Source organism: Bradyrhizobium sp. MI1.7 (assembly GCF_055811795.1).
The window spans coordinates 50,235-68,025 of the sequence record NZ_JBVVPO010000001.1 but is presented as its reverse complement, the minus strand read 5'-3'; the positions used below and the strand labels follow the sequence as shown (position 1 = coordinate 68,025).

The following is a 17,791-nucleotide window of genomic DNA, read 5'->3' as shown; positions in this document are numbered from 1 at the left end:
GCCGGGATGAGCTCGCTCTCGGGAGAGCCCGGCCGTCATTTCAGACGGTTCATTGGTAGCCGGCGGACGAGCTGGACCCCGTCGAGGTCGCCAGCGTGCGCAGGCCGATCTGGAACATGAACGCGTGGTTCAGCACGGGCGGCGCCGTGCCCGCAGAGTAACTATACGAAGTTACATAGTTCACGCCGAGCACGAAGCAATCGTCGACATAGCCCGCTCCGAGCACATACTGGTTGATCTTGTTGGCCTCGAGGTCCCAGCGCGCCGAGCCGGTCACCACCCAATTGGCCGCGACCTTGATCGAGCCCGAGGTCAGGATGCCCTCGCGCCGCGTCAGATAGCCGAGCTCCGGCTGCTCGGCGTAATTGCCGTACATCATGCTGACCGACCAGCGATTGAAGTTGGCGCGGCCTTCCGCCTCGAAGCGCTGCACGTTCCAGGTCTGCTCGTCCATGCGGGAGCGGACGCTGAACGTGTAGGTGCTGTTGGGCGAGTAGCTGGCGCTCGCCACGTAATCCGAGCGCGGCTTGTCGAGGCCGGAATCAAGGCCCGTGTTGATGGTGTCCTGGACCGTGTAGGAGTTCAGGCCGAACAGCTGGTAGGACTGGCCGAACAGCACCTTGACGGCGCCGCCCTTGTCGAACTGCGTGGTGGACTGCACGCCGACATTGGCGCGGCCGCCGCCCTCGACGCGGTCGTAACCGGAGAACTTGTCGACGCTGAACAGGTTCGAGGTGTCGAACACCATACTCTGGGCGTCCTCGTTCGGGAACTTGCCGGCATAGGGCTCGTTCGGCCGGATGATGACCTGCGCGATCGGCTCGATGGTGGTCGAGCCCCAGGGCTGAACGTTGATGAAGGGATAGCGGTATTCGAGGCCGACGGTCGGCATCAGGCGGAACGCCTGGGTGTCGCCGACCGGCAGGTAGTTCGACACGCCCGGCTGGTTGGAGATCGAGGCGTTGATCGCGTCGGCGCGGAGGCTGGCGAACGGTGTCCAGATCTCGCCGAACGGGTCGGTGTAGGACTTGCGCCACTGCGCTTCCGCCGTGAGGCGGGTGTAGGTGCCGGGGACGCCGCGCAGCAAGCACTGCGACGGCGTGCGCGCGAGCGGATCGGCCGACGTCGTCGTGCACAGGCTGGCGGTATTGGCGAGCGTGGTGATCGGATCGAACACCGCCGTGTCACGCGACAGGTTGGTGAAGTTGGTCTTGTAGCTGAACTCGCCGCCGAACACCGGATAGTTGAGCACGTTCGAATAGTCGATCACGGGATAGACGATCGGCACCTGGCTCTGGTTGCCCGAGTAGCTCAGCCAGTACATCGTGCGCGCATCGAAGAAGCTGCGATTGCCGACGCCGGTCAGATAGAGCTGCGACAATGCGTCAGTCGGCAGATACAGGAACGAGCCCAGCGGATCGCGGTATTGCGACAGGCGGTAGTCCGAGAAGAAGTAGTAGTCGGACATGACGACGCCGTCCCAGCCCCAGACCCACTTGTCGTTCAGCGCGAACTGACCCTTGGTGTCGACGGCGCCGCGGAACTGGCGGTCGCCGGGCTGGCCGGCGAGTGCGCCGGGGTCGAGTTGGTCGATGCCGTAGACTCGGATCTGGTAGGCGCCGTCCATCAGGCGCTGGCGGTACTCGGCCTGGAACAGCACGCCCTGCCTGGAGGTGATGCGCGGGCTGAAGGTCATGTCCATATCGGGCGCGATCGCCCAGTAGAACGGAACTTCGACGCCGTAGCCGAACGGCGTGTTCGACGTGAAGCCCGGCATCAGGAAGCCGGTCTTGCGCTTCACGGTCGGGTCGGGCGTCGAGAAATAGGGCATGTAGGCGATCGGCACGCCGAAGAATTCGAGCTGCGCCGTCTCGAAATACAGCATCTTCTCCTGCTGGTCGTGGATGATGCGCGCACCCTTGACCTGCCACAGCGGCGGCTTCTTCGGATCGTCCTTACACGGCGCGCAGGCCGTGTAGACGCCGTTCTCGAACACCGTGTAGTTGCCGCTGGAGCGGTCGGCGCGGCTCGCCGCCATGCGGGTCTGGTCGGCGGTGTCGACGCGCAGCGAATCGACGAAACCGTCGCGGTAGTCGTCGGAGAGATCCAGGATCTCGGCATAGGTGATCTTGCCGTCGGCGTCCGTCATGCGGACGTTGCCTTCGGCATGCAGCCGCTTGGTCTTCTGGTCGTAGATGACCTTGTCGGCCTCGACGCTGGTGCCGTTGTAGAACAGCTGGACGTTACCGACCGCGGAGACGCGCGAATTGTTGTAGTCGTAGTCGACCTCGGTCGCCTGAACCAGCATCTGGTTGTCGTTGGCGACCTTCGGCGGCTTCGCACGCGGCGGCAGCGGATTGTAGGTGAAGCTCTGAGCGGAGGCCGGCGTCACGGCCGCAACGTCCATCAGCCCGCCGAGCGACGCCACGGCGGCGACAGCCAGCAGGAGCCTGCGAATAGACAAGCCGCATCCGTTCGCGCGCACCACAGTACGCTGCGTCAAACGAGACACGAGCCCTCGATGGACGGCAGTCACTAACCGTCCTCCTGATACAACAAGGCCAAAAAGCCGGTGAGGCCGCCCACCACCGCGGGCAACCACGCCGCAGCGATCGGATGCATCAACTCAGCCTTGCTCAAGTCTTCAGTCACTTTCGACAAAACGTAGAGCAGAAAGCCTGCGCCCACGCCACTCAAAACCATCTTCTGCACGCCGCCCATCCGGAAGAAACGCAACGACACGGAAGCCGCCAGCATCACCATGGCGGCCAGCAAAAACGGCTGTGCCAGGAGCTTGTGATACTGGAGTCGATAGCCGGCTGTCGCGAAGCCCGAGCTCTCCGAGGAGCGGATGTAGCTCGGTAGTTGCCAAAAAGACACAGTCTCGGGTGTGGAAAAGCTGTTGCGGATCTGGGCTTCGGTCAGCGTCGTCGGAATCTCCAACCTCGCCTGGTCGATCGGCGGCGAATCCAGCGAGAAGCGGCGCACCGATTTGAACAGCCAGTGACCGGACTCCAGCGCCGCCTCGCGCGCCTCGATCCGCTCCTTGAAATGCCAGTCCGTATCGAATCGGAACAGGGTCAGGCCGGTCAGCCGGACGCCCTGCTGCTCGCTGCGCGCCGCGTTGATGATGACCTGGCCGTCATTGGTGACCTGGTTGAGCCAGAAGCCGGAGGCGTCCTGGATGCCGCCGCCGGGGGCCGAGCCGAACAGCTCGGCTTCCATGCGCTTGGACAGCTCGCGCAGGTTCGCCGACATCGGATTGTAGGCGACGGTGGCGATCACCCCGATCAGGAGCGCGCTGCCGAGAGCCGGCGAGATGAATTGCCACGCGGAGATTCCGGCGGCGCGCGCGACCACGAGCTCGAGCCGGCGGGAGAGGGCGAGATAGCAGGTCATGGCGCCGATCAGCATGCAGAACGGCGTCAGCTTCTCCAGCAATTGCGGGACCCGGAACAGCGAGGTCTCGGCCACCATGATCGCGGAGGCGGATGCGAGCCCTGAGGTCTTGCGCACCATCTCGATGTAGTCGACCAGCACCAGCAGCAGGAAGATGCCCGCGAACACGCCGAGCGCCGCGACGACGAAGCGTCCGGCGAAATAGCGCCCGAGGGTGTTGGTGAGCATGCTCATGCGGCGGCCGGCCGTCTGAACAGCCGCGCGATGCGCGCGTTCGACCTGTTGATGGCCTCCATGAGGCGGGGCGGCGGCTCGACCACGATGCCGCCGATGATCATCCACAGCCCGACGCCGATGGCGCCCAGGACCATCGCGTATTGGAACAGCACCGGGCCAGGCGACTTCACCGCCATCACCGAGCAGGCGAATCCCGCCATGCGCAGGCCGAACACCGCGATCACCGAGCCGCCGATCGAGAAGTTGCGGCTTTGGCGCGTGGTGCGCGGCGCGCCGAGGAAGGCGAAGGTCAGCACGGCAAAGGCGAAGGGATAGATCGGCGCCAGCAGGCTGTCGTGCAGAGCCGAACGGAACTGGCCGGGAATCTGCTTGTAGACCGGATCGTCCTCGGACGGGGAGAACAGCTCCCAGAGATAGCGCTCGCGGATGCCGAGGGTGACGTCGTGACCCTGGCCCGAGAATTTCGACATGTCGAAGCCGTAGCGGCCGAACGCCACCAGCGCGGGATCGCGCTTGCCGGCCTCGAAACGCTGCAGATTACCGTCCTTGAGCACCAGGAACGAGCCGTTGTCGTTCTTCACGACCTCGCCATGCTCGGCGACGATCGAGACGCGCTCGTTGGGATCGCGGCGATCGTCGATGAAGATCCCGGCGAGGATGCCACCGGGCTGGCGTTCGCGGATCCGGATCGTCAGGTTCTTGTCGAGCTGGGCGAACCGGCCGGGCTGGAGGATGTTGGTGAGCACGTCGGCGGTGATCTCGGCGTCCCACTGCTTGATCCGCCGCATGCCGTCGGGGGCGAGATAGGCCGCGATGAAGGCGACCAGCAGCGCCACGACACAGGTGGCGTAGAAGAACGGATAGAACAGCCGGAACGGTGAGAAGCCGGCGGCATTCATCACGATGATCTCGGAATCGGTCGCGAGCTTGTTCAGCGTGTGCGAGATCGCGATCATCAGCGCGATCGGCGAGATGATCAGGACCAGTGCTGGCACGACGAGGCTGGTGATGCCGAGGAAGGTCAGGATGGTCTGACCCTGGCTCGTCATCAGGTCGATGCCGCGCAACGCCTGCGTAATCCAGATCACGCCGGTGAGGCTGACCAGGACCAGCGCAAACGACGCCAGCGTCGTGCGGAAGATATACCTATCGATTGACCCCATGCGCTACCGCACGAATCCCCACCAGCGCCCCAATGCAGGCCGGAAGTCCGGCTGCCCAACCAATCCCCGATCAGGGGATCCCCAAGGTCGGCCAACCACCTCTACCACCGGCTTACTCTCTCACTACCATCCCTTTGATCCATCAACAAAATGGCTGCCCCGTGGCGCCGTCAATATATGGTTAATATTTCCCTCGTTGTGGCCCGGCGGCCACGGGGGTGCTTGGCAGCCACCGCGCCGGTGGCCCATAGTGGGGAAAGTCCAGTGAATCGTCGTTCAGCTCCGGCCCGTGACCGGGTCCGCCCAGCGACGAAAAGCCCGATGTTTTGAAGGAGTTACCCATGTCCGATGCCATCAAGGTCGGCTTTGTCCCGCTGTCTGCTGCCGCCCGTGGCATTCTGGTCGTGTTCTGCGACGACACTCTGAAGCTCGGTCCGGCGACGGCCAAGGCACTCGGCGGCGCCACTGAGCTGGTCAAGCGGGCGGCCTCCGCCGCCGGCTTCAAGGGCAAAAGCGGCGCCGCGCTGGACGTCCTGGCACCGGAGGGGCTGAAGGCCACCCGCCTGGTCGTGATCGGCGCCGGCAAGGCGGCGAGCCTGAAGGCGAACGACTTCCTCAAATTCGGCGGCGTGGCGGCGAGCAAGCTGTCGGCCGCGGCCGCTGCCATGACCATCATCGCGGAACTTCCTGATGGCGCCATGACCAGCGAGCAGGCGGTTGCAATCGCCTCGGGCCTGCGGCTGCGCGCCTACAAGTTCGATCGCTACAAGACGAAAAAGAAAGACGGCGAGGAGGGCGGCTTGCGCGCCGACGTCTCGCTTGCGGTCGGCGATGCCACCGCGGCGAAGAAGGCGTTTGCCTCGGCCGGCCATGTCGTCGACGGCGTGATCATCGCGCGCGACCTCGTCAACGAGCCGCCGAACGTGCTTTTCCCCGAGGAGTTCGCGCGCCGCGCGGGGCTGCTCCGCAAGCTCGGCGTCAAGGTCGAGGTGCTCGACGTCAAGGCGATGGACAAGCTCGGCATGGGCGCGCTGCTCGGTGTCGGCCAGGGCTCGTCGCGGCCGAGCCGCACCGTGATCATGCGCTGGGACGGCGGCAAGAAGGGCGAGGCACCGGTCGCCTTTGTCGGCAAGGGCGTTTGCTTCGACACCGGCGGCATTTCGATCAAGCCGGCCGGCAGCATGGAGGACATGAAGGGCGACATGGGCGGTGCCGCCTGCGTCGTCGGCCTGATGCACGCGCTCGCCGCGCGCAAGGCCAAGGCCAACGTGGTCGGCGCCATTGGCCTCGTCGAGAACATGCCCGACGGCAATGCGCAGCGGCCGGGCGACATCGTCACCTCGATGTCGGGCCAGACCATCGAGATCATCAACACCGACGCCGAAGGCCGCCTCGTGCTCGCCGACGTGCTCTGGTACGTGGCCAAAAAGACCAAGCCGAAATTCATGGTGGATCTGGCGACGCTGACCGGCGCGATCATGGTCGCGCTCGGCACCGAGCATGCCGGCATGTTCTCCAACAATGACGAGCTCGCCGACCGTCTGCTCGCGGCCGGCATCGAGAGCGGAGAGAAAGTCTGGCGCATGCCGCTCGGTCCCGAATACGACAAGCTGATCGATTCCCAGTTCGCCGACATGAAGAACACCGGCGGCCGCCACGGCGGCTCGATCACCGCGGCGCAGTTCCTCCAGCGCTTCGTCGACGGCACGCCCTGGGCGCATCTCGACATCGCCGGCACCGCGATGGGCGCGCCGAAGACCGATATCAACCAGAGCTGGGGAAGCGGCTACGGTGTCCGTTTGCTCGACCGTCTGGTCGCCGACCACTACGAGCGCAAATGATCTGAGATGACCGAAGTCCTTTTCTACCATCTGCAAAACATGACGGTGGAGAACGTGTTGCCGCCGCTTCTCGAGAAGTCGCTCGAGCGCGGCTGGCGCGTCGTAGTGCAGTCGACCTCGCCGGAGCGCGCCGATGCGCTCGACGCGCATTTATGGACCTACCGCGACGATTCCTTCCTGCCGCACGCGACATGGCGCGTGAACGATGCCGCCGATCAGCCGATCGTGCTGGCGATCGAGGAGGACAATCCCAACGGCGCCAATGTCCGCTTCCTGGTCGACAACGCCGCGCTGCCGCAGGACGCGCAGGGCTATGAGCGCATGGTGCTGCTGTTCAACGGCGACGATCCGGACGCGCTGGCGTTTGCCCGGAGCGCCTGGACGGATTGCAAGGCGCGGGGATTTGATGTCACCTATTGGCAGGCCGACGAACGGGGCCGTTGGCAGCGCCGGAATTAGCTGTCGTTTGCAATTAATGATAATTTGCACTTTTCGGGCGATGCTGGCTTTTGTCACCTTCGTGCCGCAAAGTGATGTTGGGACAATCGCTTAGGGCCGGTCCTTCATGCGGGGAATTTAGTTTATCGTGCGACATCAAAAGCTTCCCAGCTCGCTCATAGTTGCGTTGGCTGCCGTAGCACCGCTGCTCGCGGGCTGCTCGGGGACCGACCTGTTGTCCAAGGATGCCCAGTGGTTCAACACGCCGAGCCGCCTGTTCATCAAGAGCATCTCAATCGAATCGCCACCGTTGACCCCCGACAAGCCCGTGACGGCCGAGGATCTGGTCAGCGCCGACGGCGCCTGTCCCGGCATGACGCCGCCCCCTGGGCCGGCTGACGCCAATGCTTCGACGACGGCGCCGGCGCCCATGGGCGGCACGGTCGCGCTCGGTCACACCGAATGCGATGTGGTGCGCGGCATCGGGGCGCCCTCGACCGTCAATCTCTCCAGTGACGCCGCCGGTCGGCGCGTTGCCGTGGTCACCTGGAGCACCGGTCCGCGCGCAGGCATCTACACCTTCACGTCCGGCCGTCTGTCCTCGATCGAGGGCACGCCGGAAGCGCCTGTCATGCCGAAGGCGACCAAGCAGAAGCCGAAGAAGAAGTCGGCGTAAGCCGAACTCTCGCGTCCCGGACGCGCTGCAGCGCCATCAGCGCGTCCACGCGCGTCTTCGACGCGCTATGCGCTGCTGCGCAGAGTCGGGACCTGGTCTCTCTCGATCCAGTCTCTCTCGATCATGAGCCCCGGCTCAGCAGCGCACCACTATCGTGCTGCGCTGTGTCCGGCGCACGAGAGCACCGATCGAATTCGCCATCTCATCAAAACGAATGCGTCGTCGCTTCGAGCTGTGGCTTCTGCGCGCGCATCAATGCGTTGGTGAGATTCGCGCGCGTCTTCGAAAGTCACGCTGCCGTTATACGTGATCGGCAATTCGTGATGTGAGAGCGTTTGCATCCGCTGTCGAAACCAGCCCGGAGGAAAACTGGAGGAAATCTCCAGAATAATCACGCGCGTCTAAAGCAGTGCTTCAAGTAAGACATCCGCACCACTGCTACGCATCGAGGGGAGGGGCTAGATCGATCGAAGGAATATTTGAATGTCTACTACCTCTGTTTTCTCCCCGGTTACGGGCCAGCTCACCATTTTCGGCGACAGCGCCAATAACGGCGTCGTGATCAGCCGCGACAAGTCGGGCCGCATTCTCATCAATAACGGGCAGGTGAAGACGATCGGTGGCGATCCCACTGTGGCCAACACCAATGAGATCGACATCTTCGGTCAGGGCGGCGACGACACGATCACCGTTAACGAATCCAACGGCCCGATGCCCGCGGTGCACATTTTCGGCGGCGACGGCAATGACAGGATCACGGGCGGCTCGGGTGCCGATTTGCTGTTTGGGCAGGCCGGCGACGATACGATCAAGGGCGGCGGCGGCAACGATCTGCTGTTCGGCGGCGCGGGCAACGACACGCTGGACGGCGGCAGCGGCGACAACCAGTTGTTCGGCGAAGCGGGCAACGACCTCATGATCTGGAATCCGGGGGGCGGCACCAACCTGTTCGAGGGCGGTGACGGCAACGACACCGCGCAGATCAACGGAAGCAATGACCCGGAGACGTTCACGATCACGGCGAATGGCACGCGCGTGCGATTCGACGGGACGGGCGCGGCGCCATTTTCGCTCGACATCGGCACGACGGAGAATCTTGTGCTGCACGCCGGCGGCGGCGACGACGTCATCACCGCAAGCAATGGACTCGCCAGCCTGATCTCGCTGACGCTCGACGGCGGCGCCGGCAACGACAGGATCACCGGCGGCGACGGCAACGACCTCCTGATCGGCGGCAGCGGCGACGACATCATCAATGGCGGACGCGGCAACGACGTCGCACAACTAGGAACGGGCGACGACACCTTCATCTGGAATCCCGGCGACGGCAGCGACGCGGTCGAAGGCGGATCGGGCAACGACAAGCTGCTGTTCAACGGAGCCAACATCAACGAGACCATCAACATCTCGGCCAATGGCGGCCGGGTGCGCTTCACCCGCGACGTCGCCAACATCACGATGGACCTCAACAGCATCGAGCAGATCGAATTCGATGCACGTGGCGGCGCCGACAACATCACCGTCGGCGATCTCTCCGGGACCGGCGTCAAGCAGGTGCTGGTCGATCTCGGAGCCGTTCCCGGCGGCACGCAAGGCGACGGCGCGGCCGACACGGTGACCGTCACCGGCACCAACGGCGGCCAGCACATCGAGGTCACGTCCAACGGGACGACCGTGACGGTGACGGGCCTGCCCGAAGTCGTGACGATCGCGAGTGCGGAAGCTGCCAACGACCGGCTGGTGATCCAGGCGCTCGGCGGCAACGACGTCATCGATGCATCGCTACTTGCTGCGGCGATTGGGCTGACCATCGACGGCGGCGCGGGCAACGATACCATCACCGGCAGTCAGGGCGCCGACACCCTGATCGGTGGCGACGGAAACGATAAGGTCACCGGTGGCCGCGGCAACGACGTCGCTCTTCTCGGCGCAGGCGACGACCTCTTCACGTGGAATCCCGGTGATGGTAGCGACACCGTCGAAGGTGGCGCGGGAACGGATACGCTGGTGTTCAACGGCTCCAACGTCGCCGAGAACATGTCGATCTCGGCGAATGGCGGCCGCGCGCTTCTCACCCGCGACGTCGGCGCCATCACGATGGATCTCAACGGCGTCGAGCATGTGCAGATCGCTGCCGCCGGCGGCGCCGACAACATCACCGTCAACGATCTCTCCGGCACCGGCGTCACGCAGGTGGCGATCGACCTCAGTGCCGGCCCCGGCAGCCAGAGTGGTGACGGTGCGGCAGATCGTGTGACCGTGAACGGCACCGCAGGCGATGACAACATCTCGGTCACGACCGCTGGCGGATCGATCGTTGTCAACGGCCTTGCGGCGCAGGTGACCATCGCTCACGCCGATGCCGGTGACGTCCTGACCGTCAACGGCGGAGGCGGTAACGACGTCATCAATGCCTCGTCCATCAAGGCGGGGCAGCCGTTCAGCCTCAACATCAACGGCGGTGACGGCAACGACACCATCACCGGCAGTGCCGGCAATGACATCGTCAACGGCGGCCGTGGCAACGACGTTGCCAATCTCGGTGCCGGCGATGATACCTTCGTCTGGAATCCCGGCGACGGCAGCGACATTGTCGAAGGCGGCAAGGGCACCGATACGCTGCTGTTCAACGGCGCCAACATCAACGAGAACATCAACATCTCGGCCAATGGCGGCCGGGTGCTGTTCACCCGCGATGTTGCTGCCATCGCGATGGACCTGAATGGCGTCGAGCATATCAACTTCAACGCCCTCGGTGGTGCCGACAACATCACGATCGGCGACCTCTCCGGGACCGGCGTGAATCAGGTCAACCTCGACCTCGGCGCCAATGACGGCGCCGCGGATACGGTGACGATCAACGGAACCAGCGGCAGCGACGTCATCACGGTGACCGAGCACGACGGCATCATCACGGTGTCGGGGCTTGGCCAGGACATCAACATCACCGATGCCGGCACAGGCGACAGGATCGTGATCAACGGGCTCGATGGCGACGACGTCATCACGGCCTCCGGTCTGCACGGCGGCATCCAGCTCGTCGCCAATGGCGGCAATGGCGATGACGTCCTCATCGGCAGCCCCGGCAACGACACGCTCGCGGGCGGGGCGGGTGACGACGTGCTGATCGGTGGCGGCGGACAGGACGTCCTCGACGGTGGCCCCGGCAACAACGTCGTCATCAACGGGGGCGGGCCGATGGCGGCCGCGATGCTGCTCAACCAGGCCATGGCGGCAAACCTCGTTCCGGCGGGTGACGGTCACGGCGAGATGCCATTGCCCGATCCGCACGCGGCACAGAGCCAGACCCTCGCACCGCCGCAGCACGCCTGACGCTTAACTCCGGCCCGGAGAACGCCCATGACCACGAACGCGGTCTCGACCGATACGGGGTTGGACGCGCTGCTCACCCTGCTGCATTTGCAGGGCGTTGCGGCCGACCGCGACCAGCTCAGGCACCGGACCGGAACGGTTGTCTTTGGCGCAGCGGAGATCATCCGCTGCGCCAAATCTCTCGGCCTCAAGGCACGAACCTATCGAACGCAGTGGAGTCGTCTGTCGGGCAGCCCGCTGCCGGCGATCGCGATGCTGCGCGACGGCAGCTTCATGGTCATCGCGAAAGCCTCCGCCGACAAGGTGCTGGTGCAATCGCCGGAGGCACAGCGCCCGGTGCTGATGGAGCGCGACGAGCTGTGCGCGATCTGGGACGGTGGACTGATTCTGATGGCCCGGCGCGCCGGGCTCTCCGACCTCGGGCGCCATTTCGACATCACCTGGTTCATCGGCGCGATCGGCAAGTACCGGCGGCTGTTCGGCGAGGTGCTGGCCGCCTCGTTCTTCCTCCAGCTCTTCGCGCTGGTCTCACCGCTGTTCTTCCAGGTCGTGATCGACAAGGTGCTGGTGCATCGCTCGCTGTCCACGCTCGACGTGCTCGTCATCGGTCTCGTCGTCGTCTCGCTGTTCGACACCGTGCTGGGTATCCTGCGCAATTATCTGTTTGCGCATACGACCAACCGCATCGACGTGGAGCTGGGGGCGCGGCTGTTCCACCACCTTCTGGCATTGCCGATGGCCTGGTTTCAGGCGCGGCGCGTCGGCGATTCCGTGGCGCGGGTTCGCGAGCTCGAGAACATCCGCAACTTCATCACCTCATCGTCGCTGACGCTGCTCATCGACCTGTTCTTCACCTCGGTATTCCTGGCGGTGATGTTCGCCTATTCGCCCCTGATGAGCTGCATTGTGCTGGCATCGTTCCCGTTCTACATCGCGATCTCGGCGGTGGCGACGCCGCTGTTTCGGCGCAGGCTGGACGAGAAATTCCGCCGCGGCGCCGAGAACCAGGCTTTTCTGGTCGAGAGTGTCAGCGGCATCGAGACGCTGAAGGCGATGGCGGTCGAGCCGCAGATGCAGCGCCGGTGGGAAGAACAGCTCGCCGGCTATGTCTCGGCGAGCTTCGGCGTCACCAGCCTCGGCAACACCGCAAGCCAACTCGTCCAGTTCGTCAGCAAGGTCGTGACCGCCGCCATTCTCTATGTCGGCGCGCGCCTCGTGATCGGCGATGCATTGACCGTCGGCGAGCTCGTAGCCTTCAACATTTTTGCGGGGCGCGTTTCGGCGCCCGTGCTGCGGCTGGCACAGGTCTGGCAGGATTTTCATCAGGCGCGGCTCTCGATCGCGCGGCTTGGCGACATCCTCAACAGCGCGGCAGAGCCGGCTTATTCGGCGGCGCGTGCGGGGCTGCCGCCGATCCGGGGCAATATCCGGTTCGAGCACGTGTCGTTCCGCTACCGGCTCGATGGGCCGGAAATCCTGCATGACGTCTCGTTCGATGTTCCGGCCGGGCAAACCGTCGGCATCGTCGGATCGTCGGGCTCGGGCAAGAGCACGTTCGCCAAGCTGGTGCAGCGGCTCTACGTTCCGCAAGGCGGCCGCGTGCTGATCGACGGAATGGATCTGGTGATGACCGATCCGGCCTGGCTCCGCCGCCAGATCGGCGTGGTGCTCCAGGACAACATGCTGTTCAACCGCTCGGTGCGCGACAACATCGCGCTGGCCGATCCGACCCTGCCAATGGACCGCGTCATGGACGCAGCAAAACTTGCTGGCGCGCATGAGTTTATTCTGGAGCTTCCCGAAGGCTACGACACTGTCGTCGGCGAGCGCGGCTCGACGCTCTCGGGCGGGCAGCGCCAGCGCATCGCGATCGCCCGCGCATTGGTGACCAATCCCCGCATCCTGATCTTCGATGAAGCGACCAGCGCGCTCGACTATGAAAGCGAGCGGATCATCCATGAGAACATGAAGGAGATCGCCAGGGGCCGCACCGTTCTGATCATCGCGCATCGGCTGTCCACCGTCCGCGGCGCCGATCGCATCTTCACGCTCGAGCGCGGCCGTCTGGTCGAGGACGGCACGCATGACGCGTTGATCAAGACCGGCGGCCGATACGCGGCCCTGCATCGTCTCCAGGGAGGGATCTATGAGGTTGGCTAGCGCGGCGCCGGCCCCGCGGCCGGAGCAGACCGTCGTTCCCTTCCGGAAAGCGAAGGGGCGGCGCACTGAAGAGATCGCCTTCCTGCCCGCGGCGCTGGAGATTGCCGAGGCACCACCGTCACCGATCGGCCGGGCCATCGCGATCGCCCTGATGCTCCTTGTCTGCGCGGCACTCGCGTGGTCGGCATGGGGCACGATCGACATCGTGGCGTCCGCAACCGGGAAGGTGGTGTCGAGCGGGCGAAGCAAGGTGGTCCAGCCGTTCGAGACCGGGGTGGTGCGCGCCATCCACGTACAGGACGGGCAGGCGGTCAAATCGGGCGACGTGCTGATCGAGCTCGATCCGACCGTGAATGCCGCGGAGCGCGATCACCTGCATGACGATCTCATGGCCGAACGGCTCAATATGGCGCGTCTCCGCGCCGCATTGGCAAGCGGCGAAGATGCCTCCACCGATCTCGTCCCGCCTGCGGATGCCGATCCCTCGCTGGTCGCGACACAGCGGCAGCTTCTTGCCAATCAGGTCAGCGAGCATCGCGCCAAATTGGCGTCGCTTGCGCGCCAGCAGGCGCAGAAGGAGGCCGAGCATCAGACCATTGCGGCGACGATCCACAAGCTGGATGCGTTGCTCCCCGTCACCCAGCAGCGCGTCGATATCCGCAAGATTCTGATGGAGAAGGAAATCGGCTCGAAGCTGACCTATTACGAGACCCTTCAGCTTCTGATCGAGCAGCAGGAGGAGCTTCGCGTCCAGAGCAGCCATCTGAAGGAAGCCGAGGCGGCCGTCGCCGCGATCCGGGAGACCCGCACCCAGGCCGTGGCTGAGTATCGCAAGAGCCTGTCCGACGAACTCGCCAAGAGCGAGCAGAAAGCCAATGGCGTCGCGCGCGATCTGATCAAGGCGCAGCAGCGGACCCGGCTGCAGCAGCTGACCTCGCCGGTCGACGGCGTCGTGCAGCAGCTTGCGGTCCACACCGTGGGCGGCGTGGTCACGCCCGCGCAATCGCTGCTGGTGATCGTGCCATCGGATACGCGGCTCGAGGTCGAGGCGATGATCTCCAACCGCGACATCGGCTTCGTCGAGGCCGGGCAGGATGCCGCCGTCAAGATCGACACCTTCAACTTCACCCGCTACGGCCTGCTGGAGGGACGGGTGCTGAGCGTCTCGCAGGACGCCATCATCCGCGACCGTCCGCCGGGAAGCGACCGCGCGCTCGGGACGCCGCGCGACAGCAGCGAGCCTAACGGGCAGGAGCTGAGCTACAGCGCACGCATCTCGCTCGATCGTACGCAAATGCAGGTGGACGATCGCCTCGTCAGCCTGTCACCGGGAATGGCCGTGACGGTGGAGATCAGGACCGGCTCGCGCACCATTTTGAGCTACCTGTTGTCTCCGCTTCAGCGCTACCGACAGGAGATCATGCGGGAGCGGTAGATCCCATTTTGCTCCAGCGGAGCTGTATCACGCCTGCCCACCATTCGTCTCGCCGGCGACGTCGCCATTCTCGGCGCGGATCATCGTGATTGCGACACTTTTGCAGAGGTCGCTTTCCTGATGGCCGTGCGGCCGGGGATGCGCTTTTATGGCGCGATAAAGAATCTTGGAGGGAACATGCGTTTCATCACGATCGTGTCGGCTCTGCTTCTGTCGCTCGGCGCGGCGGTCGCCCAGGACTATCCGTCCAGGCCCATCACCGTGCTGGTGCCGTACGCCGCGGGTGGACCGACGGACACCATCGCGCGTCTGACCGCAGCAAGCATGGCGAAATCCCTCGGGCAGCAGATCATCGTCGAGAACGCGACGGGCGCCGGCGGCACGATCGGCACGACGCGCGCCGCGCGCGCCCAGCCGGACGGCTACACGCTGCTGGTCCATCATGTCGGCATTTCGACCGCGGCCACGCTGTATCGCAACCTGAGCTACGACACGAAGACGGCCTTTGCGCCGATCGGGCTCGTGACCAATGCGCCGATGACCATCATCGCGCGTCCGGACTTCCCGGCCGACACGCTCAAGGAACTGGTCGTCTACGCCCAGCAGCAGGGCGACAAGCTGACTTACGCCAATGCCGGGTTAGGTGCGGCATCGCATCTGTGCGGCATGCTGTTCATGACGGCGATCCAGAAGCAGCTCACCACGGTGCCCTACAAGGGCAATGGGCCGATCATGAACGATCTGCTCGGCAAGCAGATCGATCTCACCTGCGACCAGGCGACGAACACGACCGGGCCGATCACGGCCAAGCAGGTCAAGGCCTACGCTGTCACCACAAAAGAGCGGCTGAAGAGCCTGCCCGATCTGCCGACCGCCGACGAGGCCGGCCTCAAGGGGTTCGAGCTCGGCGTCTGGCATGGCCTCTATGCCCCTAAGGGCACGCCGCCCGCGGTCGTTCAGAAGCTGACGGCGGTGCTCCAGGCCGCGCTCAGGGATCCCGCGTTGATCGCCCGGTTCAACGACATCAACACCGAGCCGGTCCCTCAGGACAAGGCGACGCCGGAGGCGCTCGGGGCGATGCTGACCAGCGAAGTCGACCGCTGGGCGCCGATCATCAAGGCAGCGGGGCAGTATGCCGATTGAGTAAAGGGCCAACTGCTCAGCGGCTTGCATGCAGGTAATTTATTACCCGTACTGTGCATGGGGTTGTTTTTCAGATTTTGAGTCTAGCCCGCCGCCTCGTCGAACTGCGTGCTCGCCTCCAGCCACAGTTCCTCCGCGCGCGCCAGCGCGTCGGCGGCGTTGGCGCGCGCCTTCGACAGTTGCGCGGCCTGCTTGGGATCCCGGGTGAAGATGTCGGGCAGGGCGAGCGCGGTGTCGATCTTGGTGATGATCTCGCTGACGCGGGCGATCTCGCTCTCGGCTTCCGCGATGCGCTTCTTCAGCGAGCCACGATTGTCCGATCTCGGGCGCTGCGGCTTCTCGCTCGCGGCGCTACGCTCGCGCGGGACGGGCTCGCCATTGCGCGCCGACAGCACCAGGCGGCGATACTCGTCGAGGTCGCCGTCGTAATTGGTCACGGTCCGGTCGGCGACGATCCAGAGTTGGTCGGCGCAGGACTCAATCAGATAGCGGTCGTGCGAAACCATGATGACGGCGCCGGGGAATTCGTTGATCGCCTCCGCAAGCGCAGCGCGGCTGTCGATGTCGAGATGGTTGGTCGGCTCGTCCAGAATGATCATGTTGGGGCCGAAGAAGGTCGCCAGCCCCAGCAGCAAGCGCGCCTTCTCGCCGCCAGACAATTTCCCGACCTTGGTATCGGCCGCCTTGCCGGAGAATCCGATGGCGCCGGCGCGTGCGCGCACCTTGGCCTCGGGCGCTTCACCCATAAGCTTGCGGACGTGGTCGTAGGTCGAGGCATCCTCGTTCAATTCGTCGAGCTGGTGCTGGGCGAAATAGGCAATCGAGAGCTTGTCGGCACGCGTCACCTTGCCCGAGAACGGTGCGAGGCGGCCCGCGAGCAGTTTCACCAGCGTCGACTTGCCGTTGCCGTTGGAACCAAGGAGCGCGATGCGGTCGTCATTGTCGACGCGCAAGGTGACGCGGTTAAGCACGGGCGTGTTCGGATCGTAGCCGACCACGACGTTGTCGGCGGCGATGATCGGCGGCGACAGGATTTTCTCCGGCGCGGGAAAGCTGATTTCGCGCACGTCCTGGGTGACCAGCGCCGTGATCGGCTTCAGCCGCTCCAGCATTTTTACGCGAGATTGCGCCTGGCGCGCTTTCGAGGCCTTGGCCTTGAAGCGGTCGACGAAGGCCTGCAGCCGCGCGCGCTCGGCCTCCTGGCGCTTCACCGCCTTGGCATCGAGCAGCTCGCGCATGGCCCGTTGCTCCTCGAAGGAGGAATAGGTGCCTTTGTAGAGCGTGAGCTTGCCGCGCTCCAGATGCAGGATCTGGTCGACCGAGCTTTCCAGCAGGTCGCGGTCATGGCTGATCACGATCACCGTGCGCGGATAATGCGCAAGGTGATCCTCGAGCCACAGCGTGCCTTCGAGGTCGAGATAGTTGGTGGGCTCGTCGAGCAGCAGGAGGTCAGGGGCGGCGAACAGCGTGGCGGCGAGCGCGACGCGCATGCGCCAGCCGCCGGAGAATTCGGCGCAGGGGCGGAGCTGGTCGGTGGCGGAGAAGCCGAGGCCGGAGAGGATCGCGGCCGCGCGGCTCGGCGCCGAATGGGCGTCGATGTCGACGAGGCGGGTCTGGATCTCGGCGATCCGGTGCGGGGCGGTCGCGCTCTCCGCTTCGTGAAGCAGCGCGTCGCGTTCGAGGTCGGCCTTGAGCACGACGGAGATCAGGCTTTCGGGGCCGTTCGGGGCCTCCTGCGCGAGGCTGCCGACGCGCCAGCGTGGCGGCAGGGTGACCGTGCCGTGCTCGGCCGCCAGCTCGCCGCGGATCACCTTGAACAGGGTCGACTTGCCGGTGCCGTTGCGCCCGACCATGCCGACGCGCGCGCCGGGCGTGATCTGCACGGAACTCTGGTCAATCAGAAGGCGTCCGGCAAGGCGGATGGAGAGGTCGGTGATAGCAAGCATGCGGCCTTGTCACCGCAAGG

At 64.9% G+C, this 17,791-nt stretch carries 11 protein-coding genes; 7 read left to right on the top strand and 4 right to left on the bottom strand.

Annotated features, from left to right (window positions below; genetic code table 11):
• Window positions 1-49: 49 nt before the first annotated feature.
• Genes AC0L3X_RS00280 through lptF form a run of 3 tightly spaced genes read right to left on the bottom strand, consistent with a single transcriptional unit; the run spans window position 50 to window position 4,799 of the window.
• On the bottom strand, window positions 50-2,536 hold the full coding sequence (locus AC0L3X_RS00280) for an LPS-assembly protein LptD (RefSeq protein WP_354122140.1): 2,487 nt from the start codon (window positions 2,534-2,536) through the stop codon (window positions 50-52).
• Window positions 2,536-3,633 carry an LPS export ABC transporter permease LptG gene (gene lptG, locus AC0L3X_RS00275; RefSeq protein WP_354131208.1) on the bottom strand — a complete coding sequence of 366 codons (1,098 nt, stop codon included), beginning with the start codon at window positions 3,631-3,633 and terminating at the stop codon, window positions 2,536-2,538. The genes AC0L3X_RS00280 and lptG overlap by 1 nt, the downstream gene beginning before the upstream one ends.
• Window positions 3,630-4,799, bottom strand: a complete 1,170-nt coding sequence (gene lptF, locus AC0L3X_RS00270; RefSeq protein ID WP_354131209.1) for an LPS export ABC transporter permease LptF — start codon at window positions 4,797-4,799, stop codon at window positions 3,630-3,632. The genes lptG and lptF overlap by 4 nt, the downstream gene beginning before the upstream one ends.
• Before the next feature lie 341 nt (window positions 4,800-5,140).
• Between lptF and AC0L3X_RS00265 the strand changes: the two genes are divergently transcribed.
• The 7 genes from AC0L3X_RS00265 (at window position 5,141) to AC0L3X_RS00235 (ending at window position 15,825) form a co-directional block, all read left to right on the top strand.
• Complete coding sequence (locus AC0L3X_RS00265) at window positions 5,141-6,640, top strand: leucyl aminopeptidase (protein ID WP_354131210.1); 1,500 nt, start codon at window positions 5,141-5,143, stop codon at window positions 6,638-6,640.
• A 6-nt stretch (window positions 6,641-6,646) separates the two neighbouring features.
• The gene (locus AC0L3X_RS00260) at window positions 6,647-7,099 is read left to right on the top strand and encodes a DNA polymerase III subunit chi (protein WP_014495779.1); all 453 of its coding nucleotides are present in this window, start codon (window positions 6,647-6,649) and stop codon (window positions 7,097-7,099) included.
• 166 nt (window positions 7,100-7,265) lie between these two features.
• Window positions 7,266-7,754: a hypothetical protein gene (locus AC0L3X_RS00255; protein WP_223153590.1), complete on the top strand. Its 489-nt coding sequence runs from the start codon at window positions 7,266-7,268 to the stop codon at window positions 7,752-7,754.
• A gap of 483 nt (window positions 7,755-8,237) precedes the next feature.
• Complete coding sequence (locus AC0L3X_RS00250) at window positions 8,238-11,087, top strand: beta strand repeat-containing protein (RefSeq protein WP_473316061.1); 2,850 nt, start codon at window positions 8,238-8,240, stop codon at window positions 11,085-11,087.
• Between the two features lie 27 nt (window positions 11,088-11,114).
• Window positions 11,115-13,247, top strand: coding sequence for a type I secretion system permease/ATPase (locus tag AC0L3X_RS00245; RefSeq protein WP_283018683.1), 2,133 nt, complete (start codon window positions 11,115-11,117; stop codon window positions 13,245-13,247).
• Window positions 13,234-14,682, top strand: coding sequence for an HlyD family type I secretion periplasmic adaptor subunit (locus tag AC0L3X_RS00240; RefSeq protein ID WP_063983675.1), 1,449 nt, complete (start codon window positions 13,234-13,236; stop codon window positions 14,680-14,682). Before AC0L3X_RS00245 ends, AC0L3X_RS00240 begins: the two co-directional genes overlap by 14 nt.
• Window positions 14,683-14,859: 177 nt before the next feature.
• The gene (locus AC0L3X_RS00235) at window positions 14,860-15,825 is read left to right on the top strand and encodes a tripartite tricarboxylate transporter substrate-binding protein (protein ID WP_063986418.1); all 966 of its coding nucleotides are present in this window, start codon (window positions 14,860-14,862) and stop codon (window positions 15,823-15,825) included.
• Between the two features lie 83 nt (window positions 15,826-15,908).
• On the opposite strand, the gene AC0L3X_RS00230 is transcribed toward AC0L3X_RS00235, so the two are convergent.
• On the bottom strand, window positions 15,909-17,771 hold the full coding sequence (locus AC0L3X_RS00230) for an ABC-F family ATP-binding cassette domain-containing protein (protein ID WP_283018684.1): 1,863 nt from the start codon (window positions 17,769-17,771) through the stop codon (window positions 15,909-15,911).
• Window positions 17,772-17,791 lie beyond the last annotated feature (20 nt).